Raw genomic sequence first — 17,686 nt, forward strand, 5'->3', positions numbered from 1 at the left:
GGTAAAAAATTACGACTACTTTGAAAAAGCGAGGATACTATGAAAAAAATGATAGGTGTCACATTGCTTGCAGCAAGCCTTATGGGTATAACAGCGTCACAGCCTGCTGAAGCTAAAACAGCAGCAGTTAGTTATACCGCTCAGGTATACGCGAACTCTTTAAATGTACGCAATGAGCCGGCAAAGAATGCAACTGTTGTAGGATCTATTAAGAACGGAGCAAAAGTAACTGTGACCGATGAACAACACGGGTGGTTGAAGGTTAAGACGGGGAACACCTCTGGCTGGGTAGCCGGCTATTACCTTAAAAAGGTGAACAATAGCTCCAAGCAATCTGGCGCTTCTGGATCATCGGTAGCTTCCAAACCCAGCACTACTTCTTCCACCTCAACCAGCACCTTGAGTAGTACCACAAAGGTTACAGTTACGGCAGATTCACTACGCGTACGAAGCGGTCCAGGCACACAATATAAGGTACTCGGTTCTTTAAAAGCTAAGGATACAGCTATCCTCCTCCTTCGTCAGAACGATTGGGCACGAATTCGAACAGCTAGCGGTGACATCGGTTGGGTCGCAGCACAATACATCCGATCTGGAACCACGCCAAGAAGCACAAGCACTACAAGCAGCATTTCGCACACAGGAAATTTACGAGGAAAATTAATCGTCGTAGATCCCGGTCATGGCGGCAGTGATCCGGGAATGCTCGGCACTACATATAACACCATGGAGAAGGATTTGAATCTGCAAACTGCAATTTATCTCCGCGATGCCCTTTTAGCTAAAGGTGCACGGGTTGAGATGACACGTACCCGGGAGGATCAGAAGCCTACGCTCGCACGGCGTGTTCAGATGAGTGAGGACCTGCGTGCAAATGCATTTGTAAGCATTCATTATAATTCCTCTCCGAAAAAAGTATCTGGGACACTAACCTTCTTTTACTCCGAATCCGATGATCTAAAGCTGGCACGGGCGATTGAAACCCGGCTGGGACAAGGCATCGGTCTAAAGAGCAATGGGTTATCCTTTGGTGATTATCACATCCTAAGGGAGAATCGAACTCCAGCTACCTTAGTTGAACTCGGATTTCTTACCAACCCTACAGATGAGTCAATTGTCCGTAAATCCTCCTATCAGAAAAAAGCAGCCAAGGCTATCGCCGAAGGATTGGCAGACTACTTCAGAAACTAGACAGACCTATAAGTAATCAGCAAAGAAGCAGGCTAGGAAATTCCCTAGCCTGCTTTAGTTTATATTTCATATTTAGCCTTCTATTAATCCCTTTTTGATCAGGAAATTACGAGCTACATCCTCTTCCTTGAGCGCATCCACATCAACTTCTGCGTTTAATTGCTGCATTTCTTCGTCACTGATTTGTCCGTTCAATTGATTTAAGACGCCTTTCAATTCAGGGTATTTATCTAACGTTTCCTGACGAATAATCGGTCCTGCATCATAAGGTGGGAAGAATTCCTTATCATCCTGCAGAATCACCAGATCATGTACTTTAATTTGTGCATCCGTCGCGTATGCATTGGTTACATCTGTTTCCCCATCGTCAATCGAACGGTACATGATACCATGGTCCATTCCTTTGCTCTGCTTGAAATCCATTCCGTAGAGTTTTTGGATACCGGGGTATCCGTCCTCACGATCCAAGAACTCGAACTCTACGCCAAGAACCATATTTCCAGATACTTTGGCCAAATCGCTGAAAGTCTTTAGATTGTACTTCTCAGCCGTTTCACGACTAACAGCTAAAGTATAGGTATTATTTATGCCGAATGGATCCAGAAAGGCCAGTCCATCTTTTTCAAGCAGTTCTCTGGTTTTTGCCAACGATTCCTCAGAGTTTCCCGTCTCCTCTTGATAGTAATTGGCTACAATGGTTCCGGTGTAATCCGGATATAGCTGGATATTATTATTCTCAAGCGCACTCCAAGCTACATTAGAGCCTCCCAAGTTCATCTGACGCTTCACTTTAATATCTGTTTTATCTTCTATCAAATCTGCCATCATATGAGCGAGTAGAACATTCTCCGTGAAGTTTTTGGAGCCAATCGTGATTTCTCCACTGTTACCCGCAGCAGCGTTATTATCCCCGCCACCACACCCAGTAAGTAACGTCCCCATTAATACTGTAGTTAGAACGCCTGTCATCAATTTTGGAATTTTCATATATAATCTCCCCTTTTATATTCTTTCAAGACTAGAGTTTTAGTTATACTTTCAATCCCTTTGGAGTCGTTAATCTTTCAAGCAATCCGAGTAGATAATCCAGCACGAGTGCAAGAATCGCGGCCGGAATAGCGCCAAGTAAGGTTAGAGCTTCGATGTTCCGTTGAATACCTAAGAAAATAAATTCACCCAATCCGCCAGCACCGATAAAGGCTGCCAGTGTTGCTGTCCCGACATTTATAACTGCAGCAGTACGGATCCCCGCCATAATTACACTTAAAGCTAAAGGGAGTTGAACCCTGAATAGAATTTGCCAGCTCTTCATTCCCATTCCCCGGGCCGCTTCCACTATAGACGGATCCACATCAGTAATTCCCGTGTAGGTGTTGCGGATGATTGGCAGCAGTGAATACAGAAACAAAGCTACAACTGCCGTCTTCATCCCTATGCCAAATAGAGGAATCATAAATCCGAGCATCGCCAGACTAGGTATTGTCTGAAGAATCCCCGCAGCACCAAGCGTAATCCCTTTCAGTGGTTTAACCCGTGTAATCATGATTCCAAGCGCAATGCCAACAATAATTGCAAATAACATGGACAAGAGCACAAGTTGCATATGCACTCCCATAGAATGAACCAAATCATCCCTACGTAAATCTAATTGATATATGAGTTGTTGCCATAACGATTGATCTCTCATACAGACACTTCCTCCTCTTTCGCGCCTCCCCATTGTGCTGCAAACGCCGTCAGAAGACTACCTCTTGTAACAATCCCGGCAATGTTCCCCTCAGCGGTTACAATCGGAATAATGCCGTATGGAGCTTCCGTAATCAATGATAATGCGTCTCTTGCTGTTGCTGTATCCTGCAGCACCACCCCAGGTGGTGTCATAATTTCCTCGATAGTAAGGCTTTGTTCCATTTTGGCGGTAACATCATAAGCGGAGACTATGCCAAGCAGCTTACCTTTCTCGTTTCCAACCAGTAATGTATCCATTTTGCGTTGACGCATAAAGGTAAGAGCTTTACCCAGCGTGCGCCCGGGAAGAGATGTAGATGGATTGTCGCGCATAACTTCTGTTACGGGGATATACTCAGGGTTTTGGTAAATACGGTTTTTGCCGATAAATGATTCTACGAAATCATTAGCAGGCCGGCTGAGCAGCTCATAAGGTGTATCTAGTTGAACGATTTCACCATCTTTAAGAATAGCGATTTTATCTCCAAGCTTCAGTGCTTCATCCATATCATGTGTTACAAATACTATTGTCTTCTTCACTTCTTGTTGCATGCGCAGCAGTTCATCCTGCAGCTGCTCACGGGTAATAGGGTCCAAAGCACCAAACGGTTCATCCATCAATATAATCTCGGGATCAGCAGCCAATGCACGGGCTACACCTACACGCTGCTGCTGCCCACCTGATAATTGTTTCGGATAACGTTTGGCAAATATGGCCGGATCAAGTCCGACTAGGCGGAGCATTTCGAGCACCCGTTCTTTTTTCTTCTTCACATCCCAGCCCTTTAGGTCGGGAATCAAGCCTACATTATCTTCTATGGTGTAGTGCGGGAACAAACCAGCTTGTTGAATAACATAACCGATGTTCTTGCGGAGGGTTACGGGGTTCTCCTTGTTGATATCTTTGCCGTGGATATAAATATGGCCTGAAGTATGCGGAACAAGACGATTTATCATTTTCATCGTTGTTGTCTTTCCGCAACCGCTCGGACCGATCAATACTAGTATTTCTCCAGCTTCAATTTCAAAGCTAATATTCTTAACTGCTTCATAACCATTCGGGTATTTCTTACCTACTTTTTCAAATTTCAGCATAGGGTCTCTCCTTCTTATTTCTATCGTCAGATCATCTCACCGGGCGACTCTGTAAGTTAAACTATAACAAACAACTCCCCAACTGACAACCTATGTCATTATAATAAGTTGTTTGTAAATAACTGTAATATTGTAATTATAAAAAAAGCTATCCAGTGATAAACCCCGCTGGATAGCCTTTTTTTGATCTATTATTATAAATGATTCTCTGCATTTTTATTAATAAATTGCTCTGTTCTTTGGTACATTTTCTCATCACCAACTGCTACAAGTACATCATTTTCTCTGAGTATGACATGTGGACCTGGGGAGATTGTTACGTTCGCACCCCGGCGAAGCGCTATAATCGTAGCACCTGTATTCTGCCAAAATTGTAATGCTCCAATGGTTTTGCCAACCACATGTGATTCCTCATGGATTGTAATTTCTTCCGGGTGGTACGGCTTTAAATTCTTCATCCGGTCTGATGCCTCGATAATTCCAGTTAGTACCCTCTCGAACTTGCCGTCGAGCTTCTTCTTTTCAAGCAACAATTGCTCTAGATCCTGTTTCAACGAATAAGCTGATTTCAGATAGTTATTCCTAGTAATATACTCATACGCCTTTTGATCAGAGATGACAATAATCTCTTTCCCCTGCGAAACAAACACTATATTCTCATCCTTCAATAATCCCATAGCCTTACGAATCGTTTCTGGAGAAACATGATATTGCCCTGCCAATAGAGAACGCCCGGATAGCTTACTCTGTACGGGAAATTCCCCGCTTACAATTCTTTGTGCAATATCAAGGGCTATAGACTTATAACCGGATATTTCTTGCATGGACATTGTCGATCTCCTTACTCTGGCGTGAATTATAAACATGCTCAAGTATACCTTTTTTCACTCACCAAATAAAGATGTCCTGCCTTATCCAAATATTTGATATACCAAAAATAAATTTAACGATACAACAAGACCAGAGATAAGCCAGCCGAGAGCAGCTGTCATCTTACGATTCACTAACCCGCCCATAATCTGACGATTGCTTGTAAACATAACCAGTGGTACCAGAGCAAAGGCAATCCCAAAGGACAAGATCACCTGGCTGATAACGAGTGCTTTCGTTGGATTTACACCAAAACCAATGATAGCCAAAGGTGGAATAATCGTAATCGCACGGCGTAAGTACAGGTTAATTCTTTTGTTGATGAAGCCTTGCATTACCACATCGCCAGCCATAGTTCCTACAGAAGAGCTCGATAGTCCTGCGATGAGTAGTCCTAAGCCAAAGGAGATGGCCGTTACGGGTCCAGCTAAGTGACTAAATTGCTGAAACGCAACATCCAAATCCTCAACCACGATACCATTTTTAAAAAATAATGCGGCTGAGACAATAACCATCGCCAGATTCACTGCCCCTGCAATAATCATCGCAATAATAATATCTATGAATTCCAGTTTAAAGATCTGTTTCTTCTCCGCTTCATTTACTCCTACGATACGGTTCTGTGTAAGTGATGAATGTAGATAAATGGCATGTGGCATCACTGTTGCACCTAGAATCCCTGCTGCCAAGAGAATACTGTCTACCCCTTCAAACTTAGGTGTAAACATGCCTACAGCAACAGCTCCCATATCTGGCTTAGCTACAATCACTTGAAAAGCAAAGGCTAATACAACTATAAGGATCATTGCAGCAATTCCTGCCTCAAGGGAACGGTAACCCCGGCGCTGAAGCTCTAGAATAGCAAATGAACCGACCGCAGTAATGAGTGCTGCCGGCAGCATGGGAATATCAAATAATAAATAAAGCCCCAATGCTGCCCCGATAAACTCCGCCAGATCCGTAGCTATAATCACCAGTTCACTTTGAATCCATAAGAAGATCGATACACTCTTCGGAAAACGATCATGAGCGATCTCCGGCAGGTTCTTCCCTGTAGCAATACCAAGCTTGGCAGATAACGCCTGAATAAGAACGGCCATTAAATTCGAGGCTACAATCACCCATAATAAAAGATAGCCGTATTTTGAACCCGCCGTAATGTTCGTGGCAAAATTACCTGGATCCAGATAAGCAACTGCAGCAATAAACGCTGGACCTAAGAAAGGAAGTAATCTTTTAATTCCTTTAGTCTCCCCATTAAGTACGGCTTGCGCCGAAATGGAGTTTTTATGTTGTCTTATATGCGGTTGTTCTATATGTGGTTTTTCTATTAAAGTTTGTTCCAACATGTCCATTCCTCCTCTTGCCCAAAAAAAAGTTGTCTATATACACGAAAGTTTCCTCTGTGCAACTTATATTTAAAGTATATGCTCATTTCTGAAAAATGTAAATATGTTTCATAAGAAATTTTCATATGCTTGTCCACCTACGACCAAGAACAAAAAAGCTGGACGATGATCAGAAATTACCCGATCTTCGCCCAGCTTAAGCCAATTACTCCGAAAAGTTTATAGTGTAAGACTTTGAATATCTCTTCTCATTTGTTCATTCTGCATTTTCAGCTCATTCAATTCTTTCTGAAGCTCCTGATAATCAGGCGACGTTTGCTTTCTCGACCCATGCCCGTGCCCGTGTCCATGTTTCCCACCCAGTCCGAACATCATAAATAACATCATCAAAGGACAGATCAATGTGATTACCCAAGACCAATTCATAACATTACCTCCTACAATTTCATTATGACCTCTATATCATAAAGAAAAGTTGTGGAGAAAGGATGTGCTGTGAATTACGAATTTTTCTTCCATGTATCCTTCAGCGGCACAATTCGGTTCAGTACCAGCTTATCTGCTGTGGTATATTTCTTATCCACACAGAAGAATCCATGCCGGATGAATTGAAATTTATCTTCTGGAAGTGCACTCGCCATGGAAGGCTCCAACAAACAATCCTTCAGAATGGTTAGGGAATCTGGATTAAGATACGCGTCCCAGCGCTCATCCTCTTCTTTAGGACCGTCGTTATCTTTTAGCAACCGCTCATATAGATGAACTTCCGCCTTGGTCGCGTGCTCTGCCGATACCCAGTGGATAGTCGCTTTAACCTTCCGTTCATTAAATCCACTTCCACTCTTCGTTCTCGGATCATAGGTGCAGCGAAGCTCTATAACCTCTCCAGTTGCTTCGTCCTTGAGCACCTCATTGCACTTAATGAAGTAGGCGCCCTTTAACCTAACCTCATTCCCTATAGTCAGCCTGTGATAACCTTTGGGTGGCTCCTCCATGAAATCCTCTTGTTCAATATAAAGCGTCCGTGAAAAAGGAACTTCCCTTTCCCCTAGCGTCTTATCCTCACTGTTATTCTCAATCTTCAGCCATTCGCTTTGATTCTCAGGGTAGTTAGTAATAACCACCTTTAGAGGCTTTAGAACAGCCATCACGCTAGTTGCCTTCGCCTTCAAATCTTGTCTAAGCGAATGTTCTAACATGGCAATATCTACAATGGTGCTATTTCTAACAAAACCAATTTCCTTCACAAAATTCCGAATACTCTCCGGCGTAAAACCTCTTCTCCGCAGTCCGCGAAGCGTTGGAAGTCTTGGATCATCCCAGCCATCCACATAATGTCCTGTAACCAGTTGTCTAATATACCGTTTGCTAGTAACGACGCCGGTGATATTTACGCGTCCGAACTCCCTTTGCTTTGGAGCCTCAGGGGTATCCAGTTCATTCAGTACCCACTCATACAGTGGTCGATGATCCTTAAACTCAATAGAACATAGGGAATGCGTAATCCCTTCGATCGCATCTTGTATAGGATGGGCAAAATCGTACATCGGATAGATGCACCAATCGTTGCCGGTTCTATAATGCTCCGCATGAATGATTCTGTAAATCACTGGATCACGCAAGTTGATATTAGGTGAGCTCATATCTATTTTGGCCCGTAATACTCTGGCTCCCGTCGGATAGGCTCCATTCCTCATCTCCGTGAATAACTTCAAATTCTCTTCCACAGAACGCTCCCGATAAGGGCTGTTCTTTCCCGGTTCAGTAAGCGTTCCTCTATAAGCTGACACCTCTTCAGGTGATAAATCGCAGACGTAGGCTTTTCCTTTTTGGATTAACTTTTCCGCGCTATTATATATTTTTTCCGAATAGTCTGATCCGTAGAAAGTATGGTCTGGCGGGTAGCCCATCCATAACATATCTTCGCAAATAGCATTTACATACTCCAGATCCTCTTTTAAAGGATTGGTGTCATCGAACCGCAAATGGAACTTCCCGCCATACTTTTTCGCAGTCGTATAGTTCGTGTGAATAGCATACGCACTGCCAATATGCAAATACCCATTAGGCTCCGGTGGGAATCTCGTGCAAATATCTCTACTGTAAGTTCCAGCTTCCAGCTCTTCTTGAATCAATCTGTCGATGTAACTCTCTGCTAATACTTCCGGTTCTTTGTTCATTGGTATTACCTCCTGTTTATAAGTGATATCCGCCTGATTATTCTGCACAAGCATAAACGCCTTCGGCGTCCTATAGGGACGGTAAGTGTTTAAGCGAGAAATATAAGGATAAAGTATAGTGTGAAACTTATACTTTCTTATATTTAAATAAAAAAGAACCTCACCTCCAAGACTTATGGTCTTGGGGACGAAATTCTCGCGGTACCACCCCAGGTTCATTAATATGTCGCCATATTAATCTCATCAAGTACGGCAATGCATCTTACGCATTGGTTATACTCTAGCTCTATAACAGGAGCTCCCGTCATACCATCCCCGTCGATCGGTTCCGATATGCCGCTCAGAGGCTTGTTTCAATAATATCGCCCATACCCTGTTCTCATCATCCAGGGCTCTCTGTGAAGGAATGATTTTATTTACTCTTCTCGTCATCGCGTTTAATTATTTTGTATAGGATACCAAATTGATGGTCCTGTGTAAATGGTGCTGTACTTCTGTCTTCTTACAATTTAATCCTCGCTCAGAGCCGTTATCAGTTCCAACACTACTTCATTATCAGGCTCTACAGCCAAAGCTCTACACGCATAATCCAGTGCAGCCCCTTCAGCTCCAAGCTCATAATTACAAATCGCCATACTATAAAGCACCGAGGCTAATGGTTCTTCCGAATTGGCATGCATAGACCGTTCTAAGTAGGCTAACGCCTCCTCGAACTTATCCATTTCATACAGCAGTAACCCAGCATCCAGTGATAGGTCATAGCTCTGTTCCATCGGATAGTAACCTGTCCACATTAATCGTATTCCCTGCTGAAGATCCAGCATTTCTTCATCACTGGCATCCGGCAGCAGCTCCGAAATCTGTTCTGCACTATGGATAAACCATTCTGCATCATACCCACCTAAGCGCCAAAAAGCCAAAATCTGCTGGAGACCCATTGTATCTAATTGCTGATCCATCCATTCCTTCATACTGAAGAAATCATCCGGGCCAAAACGCTCTATAAACCGCTTGTAACCTAACCGAGTGTTCGTATAGCTCATCGGCGCGTCCAACATAAGAATGCATCCGATATTCAAGTTTTTGTAATGATGAGTGGTAAATAAGGAGTGTGCTCCTTTTTGCTCCAACATATACTGAATTGCATGATAATTCGCCGTTAAGGAGAAGCTACCGTGATGAATCAGCAAAGGGGGTTCCGCAAATTCCCAATTCTCTATTCGGTGATCTCCCTTATCCGCTGTAAGGAGTACGAACCCTTCTATAGACAACTTAGCTAGCCGCTCCAAACAAGTAAGCCCCACAACAGGAAACAGAATATGGGAATCCTCCAGCTTCTGCTGATAGAGCTTTATAACATCGTGATAGGGGTAGGTTTCTACTTCGTAATTAGCCGCTCGAACATAATGATACTGTGGGATGATTGTACCGAGTACATCAGAGGGGTTGTCCGATCCTGCAGACTCTGAATACTGAATCGACACCTCACATTCAAATATTTTACCTTCATCCACATAAATTAATTCCTGCGGGATACTGTCAAAAAAATAATTCGCCACAAGCAGCAGCGGCTGCTGTAAATCACCAGGTTTGATGCTGAGCTTAGCCTGTACTAAATACAGTTCAGTATCCTGTACAGCATCAAATCGTGCGAAATCCAGTATACCCTGCTCTACGAATGGAAGTAAGCTTGGGTGCTGCTGCCAGCTGGTTATATTTTTAACAGGTAAATCACTCATCACATAACGAAAAGGAGGAAGTGGAGTCCCCGCATAATCTATGATTTCGCATAGCTTCTTAAGGATATGGAACGCTAACCGACCCGCTCCAGCTCCCAATTCCAGTATAGTGACTGTTTCAGAGAGATGTCCTTGTCCAGCCCGATCTTGCAGGAATCCGAAGATCATTTCCGCATATGCTGTCGCAATCATAGGATTACTCGTAATATACTGCGGAACCTGATCATTATTCCAAGCCTTTAATCCCTGTTCTTCATAATAAGCCCGCTGCAATTCCCAAATGGGTGCTTCACTGAAGCGATAGTGCTGCCCTTCGTTACCTGTCATCTATTTCTTAACCTGCTCTCTGTATATCTTGTTAGAACACCTATGATACTTATTCCGCTCTCAATGTACGTGATCTGAAAATGACGTATTCAGCCTCTGTAGGAATGGAAACGGAAAATGATAATAATGCCGCCTTGGAGGTTAAAGAGTCAGGTCCTTTTAACGTTTGGTAGTAAGAGTTCCCTTTACTGTCCACACTCACCAGCTCCAGTTCCGCATTACCTTTAGGGATAACAAAACCAGAGGTATTTTGCACGCCTAAGGTTAGTCTGTATTCTTTCCCAGATTGAGTCTGTGTTAGCTTAAACGGATATAAAGGATATGGATGTGCTGTTGTTTCCACTGGGTAAGGGGCAAGCGCTCGATCCGCCTCAGGCTTTGCCCATTCCTCCCCTTTTCTGGCGCCAATGCCAAGGGTTAATTTATTCACGTTATTGAACTGAGTTTCCCAGCGAAATGTCTTTAACCCCTCTAGAATAGGGGATGCTGGAACAAACAGGATTCCGTCCTTGATCTCTGGGGCGATCCCTAATGAATCTTCTGTCTCCCCATTAAATTCTGCCTCTAGCTGCCCTGCTTTAATCTTCCCTACAGAGCGATCCAGTAGTGAAACCGTAACGCTGTTCGTTAATGCGTCATAGAGCAAATCTGCACCAATCGCACTCGAGAAAGCCCGAATCGGCACCATTAATTTACCTGATTTAAAATAAGGAGCGAGTTTACCTGGAAAAAGGACGTAATACCCCCCATATGACAGTGGCATTACCTGAGTCCCTAACTGAACAGCCGCCGACACCGATGTAGGTGTAACCGCGGAACCCGCGGCGAACATAATTACCAATAGACCTATGACATAGGCTCTTATTCTCCCTAATCGTTGTAAGGACTCCTTAATGTGATTCATCTCAAACCCCTCTCCCTCTCTACTCCGTCTAGAACAAAGCCTCTATTAGTAATAATCAATGATCCCCTTGCGCATGTCAACTTGTTCCACTTTTGTTATTCATCATATAAGACAGGATTCCGCATATATTTTCATTGAGTTATTTAGAATCATGAAAGGAGTGCGATGGATGACTGCAGATGGACAGGATTCGCCAAGAAAGACAAATATCCCTCAGCCCATTCGAAGCGATGGCGCAGGGGGATTAGATAAAGGACCACGTGATATAATGCGGGATTTGGAGAATCCCGACATGTTTGTCCCTCCCGTGACCGATGCCGGTCTCGTCCCCAATTTAAAATTCTCTTTCTCCGATGCACATATGCAGCTTAATCATGGTGGCTGGTCGAGAGAGGTGACGGTCAGAGACCTCCCCATCGCCACTACACTAGCTGGCGTCAACATGAGCCTAACCCCCGGTGGAGTTCGTGAACTCCATTGGCATCAGCAAGCGGAATGGTCTTATATGCTGCTAGGTCGAGCTCGAATTACTGCCGTAGATCAAAATGGTCGAAACTTCATAGCAGATGTGGGGCCAGGTGATCTATGGTATTTTCCGCCAGGTATTCCCCACTCTATACAAGGTCTTGAAGAAGGCTGTGAGTTTCTGCTTGTATTCGACGATGGAAGTTTCTCTGATCTAAACACCTTGTCCATTTCCGATTGGTTTGCCCATACTCCTAAAGAAGTTCTTTCGGCTAACTTTGGGGTGCCTGCCGCTGCATTCGACTCTATTCCCACCGAACAGGTCTATATTTATCAGGATCAGGTTCCGGGTTCATTGCAAAGTCAAAGGGTAGAATCTCCATACGGAGAGATCCCACAAACCTTTAAACATTCTTTATTGGCTCAACCTCCGCTGAAAACTCCCGGCGGGAGCGTCAGAATAGTCGATTCCAGTAACTTTCCCATCTCCAAAACCGTAGCTGCCGCATTGGTAGAAATTGAACCCGGAGGGATGAGAGAGCTGCACTGGCATCCAAATAACGATGAATGGCAGTATTATCTTACCGGAAGAGGACGCATGACCGTATTCGCTGGAAATGGTGTAGCACGTACCTTCAACTACAGAGCGGGCGATGTAGGATATGTTCCTTTTGCGTTTGGACATTATATTCAGAATACAGGCGACGACTCCTTATGGTTCCTTGAAATGTTCAAAAGCGATCGTTTTGCCGACGTTTCTCTGAATCAATGGATGGCTCTCACTCCCCATGAATTGGTTCAAAGTAACCTGAACGTTGGACCAGAGGTAATGAACGCCTTAAGGAAAGTGAAATGGCCCGTTGTGAAATATCCTAAGCCAAGCAAAAACGCCTCCGACGTCCCTAAAGGACGGTAAGCGTTTTTGCTAGAAATATAAGGATAAGGTATAGTGTGAAACTTATACTTTCTTATATTTTTAAAAGAATAGGATGCTTCACCTGGTAACTATTCGCCGGTCTCCGCAAATCGTTTGATTCTTTCCTCAATCTGGTCACGCACACGCTGGAACACTGCCCACTTCTCTTCATCGGTCCCTTGCGCTTTTGCCGGATCATCGAAGCCCCAGTGTTCCCGTTTGACCTTCGGAGGCGTCATTGGACATTTATCCGCAGCGTCCCCACATAACGTAATGACTAAATCAGCATTATTCAGCAGATTAGAATCAATCATATCCGAGGTCTGTCCAGTGATATCTATGCCTACTTCGCTCATAGCTTGTACAGCTTTTGGATTTAGACCATGGGCTTCAATTCCAGCGCTGTACACGTTCCATTCTCCCCCTAAATATTGCTTTGCCCAGCCCTCAGCCATCTGACTCCGGCAAGAGTTTCCTGTACATAAAAAATAAATCGTTTTCTTGTCCATCCTGATCTTCCCCTTTTCAAATTAAGTAATCAACAACCACAGATAAAGACCTAAAAGTGTAATAAACAACGTTGGGATAGTTAATATAATACCCGTTTTAAAATACGTTCCCCAGGATATCTTCACACCTTTGGCCGAAAGCACATGGAGCCACAGCAGCGTTGCTAGTGAGCCAATCGGGGTGATTTTAGGCCCTAAGTCTGAACCTATAACATTCGCATATATTAATGCCTCTTTAATAACTCCGGTTGTATGCGTTGCATCAATTGCGAGTGCGTCAATCATTACAGTGGGCAGATTATTCATCAATGATGAGATCAATGCAGCAATGAACCCCATACCCATAGTTGCAGCGAATAGACCCTGATCAGCAATCATTCCTATCGCCTTAGCGAGTAGATCAGTTAGACCCGCATTCCGAAGTCCATATACCACGACATACATTCCAATGGAGAAGAACACAATCGCCCAAGGTGCTCCTGTAAGCACTTGTTTCACCTTGACGGAAGGGCTTCTTCTCGCGAGGAGCATGAACAAAATTGCAATGATTCCCACAACCACTGATACCGGAATCTTCAAGAATCCACTAACGAAATACCCTATTAAAAGAATAGCCAGTACAATCCATGATAGACGGAACATCTTCTTATCTTTAATAGCCTCTTGCGGATCTTTTAGCTCGGAATCATTAAATCGCTTCGGAATACTTTTGCGAAAAAAGAAATAAAGCACCACGATACTCGCTATCAATGAGAATAGCGTAGGTACAATCATTTTCCCCGCATACTCCATAAAGGTAATTCCAAAAAAGTCAGCCGATACGATATTCACAAGATTGCTAACCACAAGCGGTAATGAGGTGGTGTCCGCAATAAAGCCGCTAGCAATAATGAATGGAAATACTTTTTTCTCATCAAAATTCAGCGCTCTAACCATAGCAAGTACAATAGGGGTAAGTATTAGCGCCGCTCCATCATTTGCAAAAAAGGCAGAAACCAATGCACCAAGAACGATGACATAGACAAACATTCGTGTTCCGTTCCCCCGTGCTGCTCGTGCCATATGTAACGCTGCCCATTCAAAAAATCCAATACTGTCTAAAATTAAGGAAATTAAGATGATTGCAACAAACGCCAACGTCGCATTCCACACCATTTGTGTTACATCCAGAACATCATTAAAGCTAACTACCCCAGCTAGTAAAGCAATGATCGCTCCGCCGCAGGCTGACCATCCAATCGATAAATTTCGAGGCTGCCAGATTACAAAAATTAAAGTTACCATAAAAATAAGTATGGCTAGCATGACCACTTTCTCAACACTCCTATAATCTACGAATAAATCCTATATCACCATATAACTATATAGTTATATACACTCTAAAAAACTACAACTATATTTTAGTCGCAGCACGGTGCTTTAACTTCTTTATTCAAACTAGCCAATATCGCGGCTGAGCTGGGCATTTGTTGAAGAACAGCCTTAAGATGTGGTTTATCCTCGACATTTAATGAATAATGCACCCACTGCCCTCGTTTGCTTTCTTTCACGATCCCTCTATTCTTCAATTTCCGTAAATGCTGACTAATCGCCGGCTGGGATATATCAAAAATATCAAGGAATTCACACACGCACCATTCCCGTTCTTTCAAAAGTGAAAGCATGGCCAGTCGCGTCTTATCTCCTAAGAGCTTCAAATCATCTGCAATATCCGTCAGTGACTGCATCCCTACTTCTCCTCCTTCCAACACTTATATAAGCGAATACTTATATTGTAATGAACTAGACATTTAGAAGCAAGACTTTATTTTAGCGCACTTCCTTATCCCATTCTTGCTCCAATACACTAAACACTAAAGAATCTCGCCAGCCATCTTTTATGAGTAAAGCATCTCTTAATCTGCCTTCATAGGTCATGCCAATCTTGGTGAGCACCTTGGATGATCCACTATTTCGAGGGTCACAGGTCGCGTATATTCGATGTAGATGCAGTTCTTCAAAACCAAACTTCAACATTAGTCCGGCTGCTGCTGTAGCGACTCCCTGTCCCCAGACATCAGGATGGACAATATAGCCGATTTCACCGCTTCTGTCCGTATGGCTTCTAATATTTAATTCAACCATGCCGATCAAATTTTCAGTTCCTACTGCAACTATGGCTTGCGCGAACCGAGTTCTGGGAACTTTTTGAGAGTCATCTAGTGCCTGGCTCACAAATGAACGAGTTTGATCAGCAGTATTTGGACCCCAGGCTTGAAAACGGCACACACGATCCTGTGAACAATACGAATGAACATCTTTCCAGTCCGTATGCTTCAATTCGCGTAAATAGATAGGATTTAGATCTTGCATCATCATCCCCCTCAAAGTTTGCCTTTAGCTTTAGCCCATTAACTATTCATGTGGTTTAGGTTCTAGGAATCGTTACAACAAACTGGGTTCCTTCTCCAACTTTACTCTCCACATCAATATTACAATCATGTATTTTCAGAATCTTCATTACAATGGAAAGTCCAAGTCCATTCCCTTTAAGAGCGCTGCTACGCGCTTTCTCCACCATATAAAATCGATCAAAAATAAGCGGACGTGCTTCCTCAGGAATGCCTTTACCAGAATCTTTGATATATACCTTCACAAATTGCGCGTTCATCTCAATTTCAACATGAATGGTACCGTCTTGCCCCGTATATTTTATAGCATTATTTATTAAGTTCTGCCAGACCTGATCAAATAAATCTTTATCCACCGTGATCTCGCAAGGCAATAAATCCAATTCAATCATAATATCTTTCCGTGCCCACTGTGGTTCCGCTAATACGATTGTTCTTCTTAATTGTTCGTCTAATTGGAATGTGGTGGGATTAACCGGATGATGTTCCGAATCGAGTGAGGCTAATCGGAGCAGATTATCACTAAGCCTAGATAGGCGTAAGGTTTCCTCATAGATAATATCCAGATGCTCTTTTTGCTCTTCTAATGGAATGACACCGTCTTGCAGCGCTCTTGTAAATCCTCTAATCGATGTAAGCGGTGACTGCATTTCATGAGAAACATTGCTGACAAAATCATCACGAACTGAGTCCATTTTCTGTAGCTCACTAGCCATACGATTAAAGCTCTCCATCAGTTCACCAAATTCATCTTTATTACGATAAGTCAATCGGACAGATAAATTGCCTGACGCCATTTCCTTCGCTGCAACAGTTAGCTTCTTAATAGGCTTCACAATATACCTGGACATGAACAAGATAAGCAAGCTTCCGATGATTAGTACAGCTAATAGTGTAAACAGAAGCGTAATTCTCAAGCCTCTTACAGTCGATGAAAAATCAATTTTAATAATGAAAGCACCTTTTCCATCATCGATCTTAGGAACCCCTACGATAGCAAGTCCACCCCTACCCGATAGAAAGACCGCATCGGTTGTGTTGGAATTGAATAAGTTAGCAACTTTCTCCTTGTCTAAAGAAAAAACAGATTCACTTGGCTCATTAACAACCGCTATATCTATACCAAATCGATTAAGCAGATCTGCAAATGCGTTTACTTTTTCCGGATCATCTATCAGATTTGTCACCTTTGCTATATCTTTAGCAATATTAATAAACATATGGTTTGGGGTATTATTTTTTTCTGAAAACTGCATAAAAAGAAAAAAGGAAATAATTAAACTGACTAAAACAATACCAATGAACGTAACGACGATTCGAAGACGCAGACTTTTTCTCACCATCTAGGCTAGCTCCAGACGATATCCAAGTCCTCTTACTGTAGAAATAATGAACTGTGGGATGGGTTCAAGACGTTCTCTCAATCGTTTGATATGCACATCAACCGTCCGCTCATCGCCTTCATAATCCATTCCCCATATATTCTCTATTAGCTGAGTACGGGTGAATATTTGCCTTGGCGAACCCGCCAAAGCAAATAACAGTTCACATTCCTTCTTTTTCAATTCAACCATTTGATCGGCATTAGCGACTGTTAAATTCCCTAGATCAATCGTCACTCCCCCTAATTGAATAACATTCGAAGGGGTTACATGATATCTCTTTAATAAAGATTTCACACGCAGTACCAATTCAATGGGATCAAACGGCTTTACTAAATAATCGTCTGACCCCGCATTAAATCCTCTGACTTTATCCTTAGACTCTCCTTTGGCTGTAACCATTAGGATCGGCATATCAATATAAGATCGAATATCTTCTGTCAGTTCAATACCATCGATATGCGGCATCATCACATCCACAATCGCTAAATCAATTTTTGTATGAGCTAGAATGTCTAATGCTATTTGACCATCTTCCGCTTCCACTACGGAAAACTGATCTTTTTCAAGATATAATCGTATTAATTTGCGGATATGGGAATCATCATCAACCACTAGAATTGTGCTCATACATCAATTTC

Annotated in this window: 17 protein-coding genes and 1 other annotated feature; of the genes, 2 read left to right on the forward strand and 15 right to left on the reverse strand. The window is 43.0% G+C overall.

All coding sequences use genetic code 11. From position 1 onward, the window contains the following. The first annotated feature begins 39 nt into the window (after nt 1–39). On the forward strand, nt 40–1,191 hold the full coding sequence (locus MKY19_RS26675; protein ID WP_339798692.1) for an N-acetylmuramoyl-L-alanine amidase: 1,152 nt from the start codon (nt 40–42) through the stop codon (nt 1,189–1,191). Nucleotides 1,192–1,263: 72 nt separating this feature from the next. On the opposite strand, the gene MKY19_RS26680 is transcribed toward MKY19_RS26675, so the two are convergent. The 9 genes from MKY19_RS26680 to MKY19_RS26720 all read right to left on the reverse strand — a co-directional run bounded on the left by MKY19_RS26680 (nt 1,264) and on the right by MKY19_RS26720 (nt 11,383). Beyond that, a complete protein-coding gene (locus tag MKY19_RS26680; protein ID WP_339798695.1) occupies nt 1,264–2,178 on the reverse strand; it encodes a glycine betaine ABC transporter substrate-binding protein in 915 nt (304 codons plus the stop codon). 43 nt (nt 2,179–2,221) lie between these two features. Then, complete coding sequence (locus MKY19_RS26685; protein WP_339267275.1) at nt 2,222–2,878, reverse strand: ABC transporter permease; 657 nt, start codon at nt 2,876–2,878, stop codon at nt 2,222–2,224. Beyond that, nucleotides 2,875–4,014 carry an ABC transporter ATP-binding protein gene (locus tag MKY19_RS26690; RefSeq protein ID WP_339798700.1) on the reverse strand — a complete coding sequence of 380 codons (1,140 nt, stop codon included), beginning with the start codon at nt 4,012–4,014 and terminating at the stop codon, nt 2,875–2,877. The genes MKY19_RS26685 and MKY19_RS26690 overlap by 4 nt, the downstream gene beginning before the upstream one ends. A 194-nt stretch (nt 4,015–4,208) precedes the next feature. Further along, entirely contained in the window at nt 4,209–4,844 is a 636-nt protein-coding gene (locus MKY19_RS26695; protein WP_231573348.1) for a TrkA C-terminal domain-containing protein, read from the reverse strand. A gap of 81 nt (nt 4,845–4,925) precedes the next feature. Next, complete coding sequence (locus tag MKY19_RS26700) at nt 4,926–6,233, reverse strand: Nramp family divalent metal transporter (protein WP_339798703.1); 1,308 nt, start codon at nt 6,231–6,233, stop codon at nt 4,926–4,928. Nucleotides 6,234–6,452: 219 nt separating this feature from the next. After that, nucleotides 6,453–6,659, reverse strand: a complete 207-nt coding sequence (locus tag MKY19_RS26705) for a DUF2933 domain-containing protein (protein WP_339798706.1) — start codon at nt 6,657–6,659, stop codon at nt 6,453–6,455. 74 nt (nt 6,660–6,733) lie between these two features. Continuing rightward, nucleotides 6,734–8,413, reverse strand: coding sequence for a glutamine--tRNA ligase/YqeY domain fusion protein (locus tag MKY19_RS26710; RefSeq protein WP_339798709.1), 1,680 nt, complete (start codon nt 8,411–8,413; stop codon nt 6,734–6,736). Between the two features lie 180 nt (nt 8,414–8,593). Further along, nucleotides 8,594–8,854: a binding site (T-box leader), on the reverse strand. A gap of 68 nt (nt 8,855–8,922) precedes the next feature. Further along, nucleotides 8,923–10,479, reverse strand: coding sequence for a tetratricopeptide repeat protein (locus tag MKY19_RS26715; protein WP_339798712.1), 1,557 nt, complete (start codon nt 10,477–10,479; stop codon nt 8,923–8,925). Nucleotides 10,480–10,528: 49 nt separating this feature from the next. Next, complete coding sequence (locus MKY19_RS26720) at nt 10,529–11,383, reverse strand: copper amine oxidase N-terminal domain-containing protein (RefSeq protein WP_339798715.1); 855 nt, start codon at nt 11,381–11,383, stop codon at nt 10,529–10,531. 169 nt (nt 11,384–11,552) lie between these two features. On the opposite strand from MKY19_RS26720, the gene MKY19_RS26725 reads away from it, so the two are divergent. Next, nucleotides 11,553–12,764 carry an oxalate decarboxylase family bicupin gene (locus tag MKY19_RS26725; RefSeq protein WP_339798718.1) on the forward strand — a complete coding sequence of 404 codons (1,212 nt, stop codon included), beginning with the start codon at nt 11,553–11,555 and terminating at the stop codon, nt 12,762–12,764. Between the two features lie 89 nt (nt 12,765–12,853). On the opposite strand, the gene arsC is transcribed toward MKY19_RS26725, so the two are convergent. The 6 genes from arsC to MKY19_RS26755 all read right to left on the reverse strand — a co-directional run bounded on the left by arsC (nt 12,854) and on the right by MKY19_RS26755 (nt 17,675). Continuing rightward, entirely contained in the window at nt 12,854–13,273 is a 420-nt protein-coding gene (gene arsC / locus MKY19_RS26730) for an arsenate reductase (thioredoxin) (RefSeq protein WP_339798721.1), read from the reverse strand. 21 nt (nt 13,274–13,294) lie between these two features. Further along, nucleotides 13,295–14,584: an arsenic transporter gene (locus MKY19_RS26735; protein WP_339267290.1), complete on the reverse strand. Its 1,290-nt coding sequence runs from the start codon at nt 14,582–14,584 to the stop codon at nt 13,295–13,297. Between the two features lie 89 nt (nt 14,585–14,673). Continuing rightward, nucleotides 14,674–15,000 carry a metalloregulator ArsR/SmtB family transcription factor gene (locus tag MKY19_RS26740; RefSeq protein WP_042191975.1) on the reverse strand — a complete coding sequence of 109 codons (327 nt, stop codon included), beginning with the start codon at nt 14,998–15,000 and terminating at the stop codon, nt 14,674–14,676. Nucleotides 15,001–15,082: 82 nt separating this feature from the next. Then, a complete protein-coding gene (locus MKY19_RS26745) occupies nt 15,083–15,631 on the reverse strand; it encodes a GNAT family protein (protein ID WP_339798726.1) in 549 nt (182 codons plus the stop codon). A 49-nt stretch (nt 15,632–15,680) separates the two neighbouring features. After that, nucleotides 15,681–17,006 carry a HAMP domain-containing sensor histidine kinase gene (locus MKY19_RS26750; RefSeq protein ID WP_339798729.1) on the reverse strand — a complete coding sequence of 442 codons (1,326 nt, stop codon included), beginning with the start codon at nt 17,004–17,006 and terminating at the stop codon, nt 15,681–15,683. Beyond that, nucleotides 17,007–17,675, reverse strand: coding sequence for a response regulator transcription factor (locus MKY19_RS26755; RefSeq protein WP_042191977.1), 669 nt, complete (start codon nt 17,673–17,675; stop codon nt 17,007–17,009). It lies immediately after the preceding gene. Between the last annotated feature and the right edge of the window lie 11 nt (nt 17,676–17,686).

The organism is Paenibacillus sp. FSL R5-0744, from assembly GCF_037972555.1.
Classification (GTDB): domain Bacteria; phylum Bacillota; class Bacilli; order Paenibacillales; family Paenibacillaceae; genus Paenibacillus_AQ.

Excerpts from the sequence above, each read along its gene's own strand:
- MKY19_RS26675 (WP_339798692.1), top strand. The coding sequence starts at position 40 with ATGAAAAAAATGATAGGTGTCACATTGCTTGCAGCAAGCCTTATGGGT.
- MKY19_RS26680 (WP_339798695.1), bottom strand. The coding sequence starts at position 2,178 with ATGAAAATTCCAAAATTGATGACAGGCGTTCTAACTACAGTATTAATG.
- MKY19_RS26685 (WP_339267275.1), bottom strand. The coding sequence starts at position 2,878 with ATGAGAGATCAATCGTTATGGCAACAACTCATATATCAATTAGATTTA.
- MKY19_RS26690 (WP_339798700.1), bottom strand. The coding sequence starts at position 4,014 with ATGCTGAAATTTGAAAAAGTAGGTAAGAAATACCCGAATGGTTATGAA.
- MKY19_RS26695 (WP_231573348.1), bottom strand. The coding sequence starts at position 4,844 with ATGTCCATGCAAGAAATATCCGGTTATAAGTCTATAGCCCTTGATATT.
- MKY19_RS26700 (WP_339798703.1), bottom strand. The coding sequence starts at position 6,233 with ATGTTGGAACAAACTTTAATAGAAAAACCACATATAGAACAACCGCAT.
- MKY19_RS26705 (WP_339798706.1), bottom strand. The coding sequence starts at position 6,659 with ATGAATTGGTCTTGGGTAATCACATTGATCTGTCCTTTGATGATGTTA.
- MKY19_RS26710 (WP_339798709.1), bottom strand. The coding sequence starts at position 8,413 with ATGAACAAAGAACCGGAAGTATTAGCAGAGAGTTACATCGACAGATTG.
- MKY19_RS26715 (WP_339798712.1), bottom strand. The coding sequence starts at position 10,479 with ATGACAGGTAACGAAGGGCAGCACTATCGCTTCAGTGAAGCACCCATT.
- MKY19_RS26720 (WP_339798715.1), bottom strand. The coding sequence starts at position 11,383 with ATGAATCACATTAAGGAGTCCTTACAACGATTAGGGAGAATAAGAGCC.
- MKY19_RS26725 (WP_339798718.1), top strand. The coding sequence starts at position 11,553 with ATGACTGCAGATGGACAGGATTCGCCAAGAAAGACAAATATCCCTCAG.
- arsC (WP_339798721.1), bottom strand. The coding sequence starts at position 13,273 with ATGGACAAGAAAACGATTTATTTTTTATGTACAGGAAACTCTTGCCGG.
- MKY19_RS26740 (WP_042191975.1), bottom strand. The coding sequence starts at position 15,000 with ATGCAGTCACTGACGGATATTGCAGATGATTTGAAGCTCTTAGGAGAT.
- MKY19_RS26745 (WP_339798726.1), bottom strand. The coding sequence starts at position 15,631 with ATGATGATGCAAGATCTAAATCCTATCTATTTACGCGAATTGAAGCAT.
- MKY19_RS26750 (WP_339798729.1), bottom strand. The coding sequence starts at position 17,006 with ATGGTGAGAAAAAGTCTGCGTCTTCGAATCGTCGTTACGTTCATTGGT.
- MKY19_RS26755 (WP_042191977.1), bottom strand. The coding sequence starts at position 17,675 with ATGAGCACAATTCTAGTGGTTGATGATGATTCCCATATCCGCAAATTA.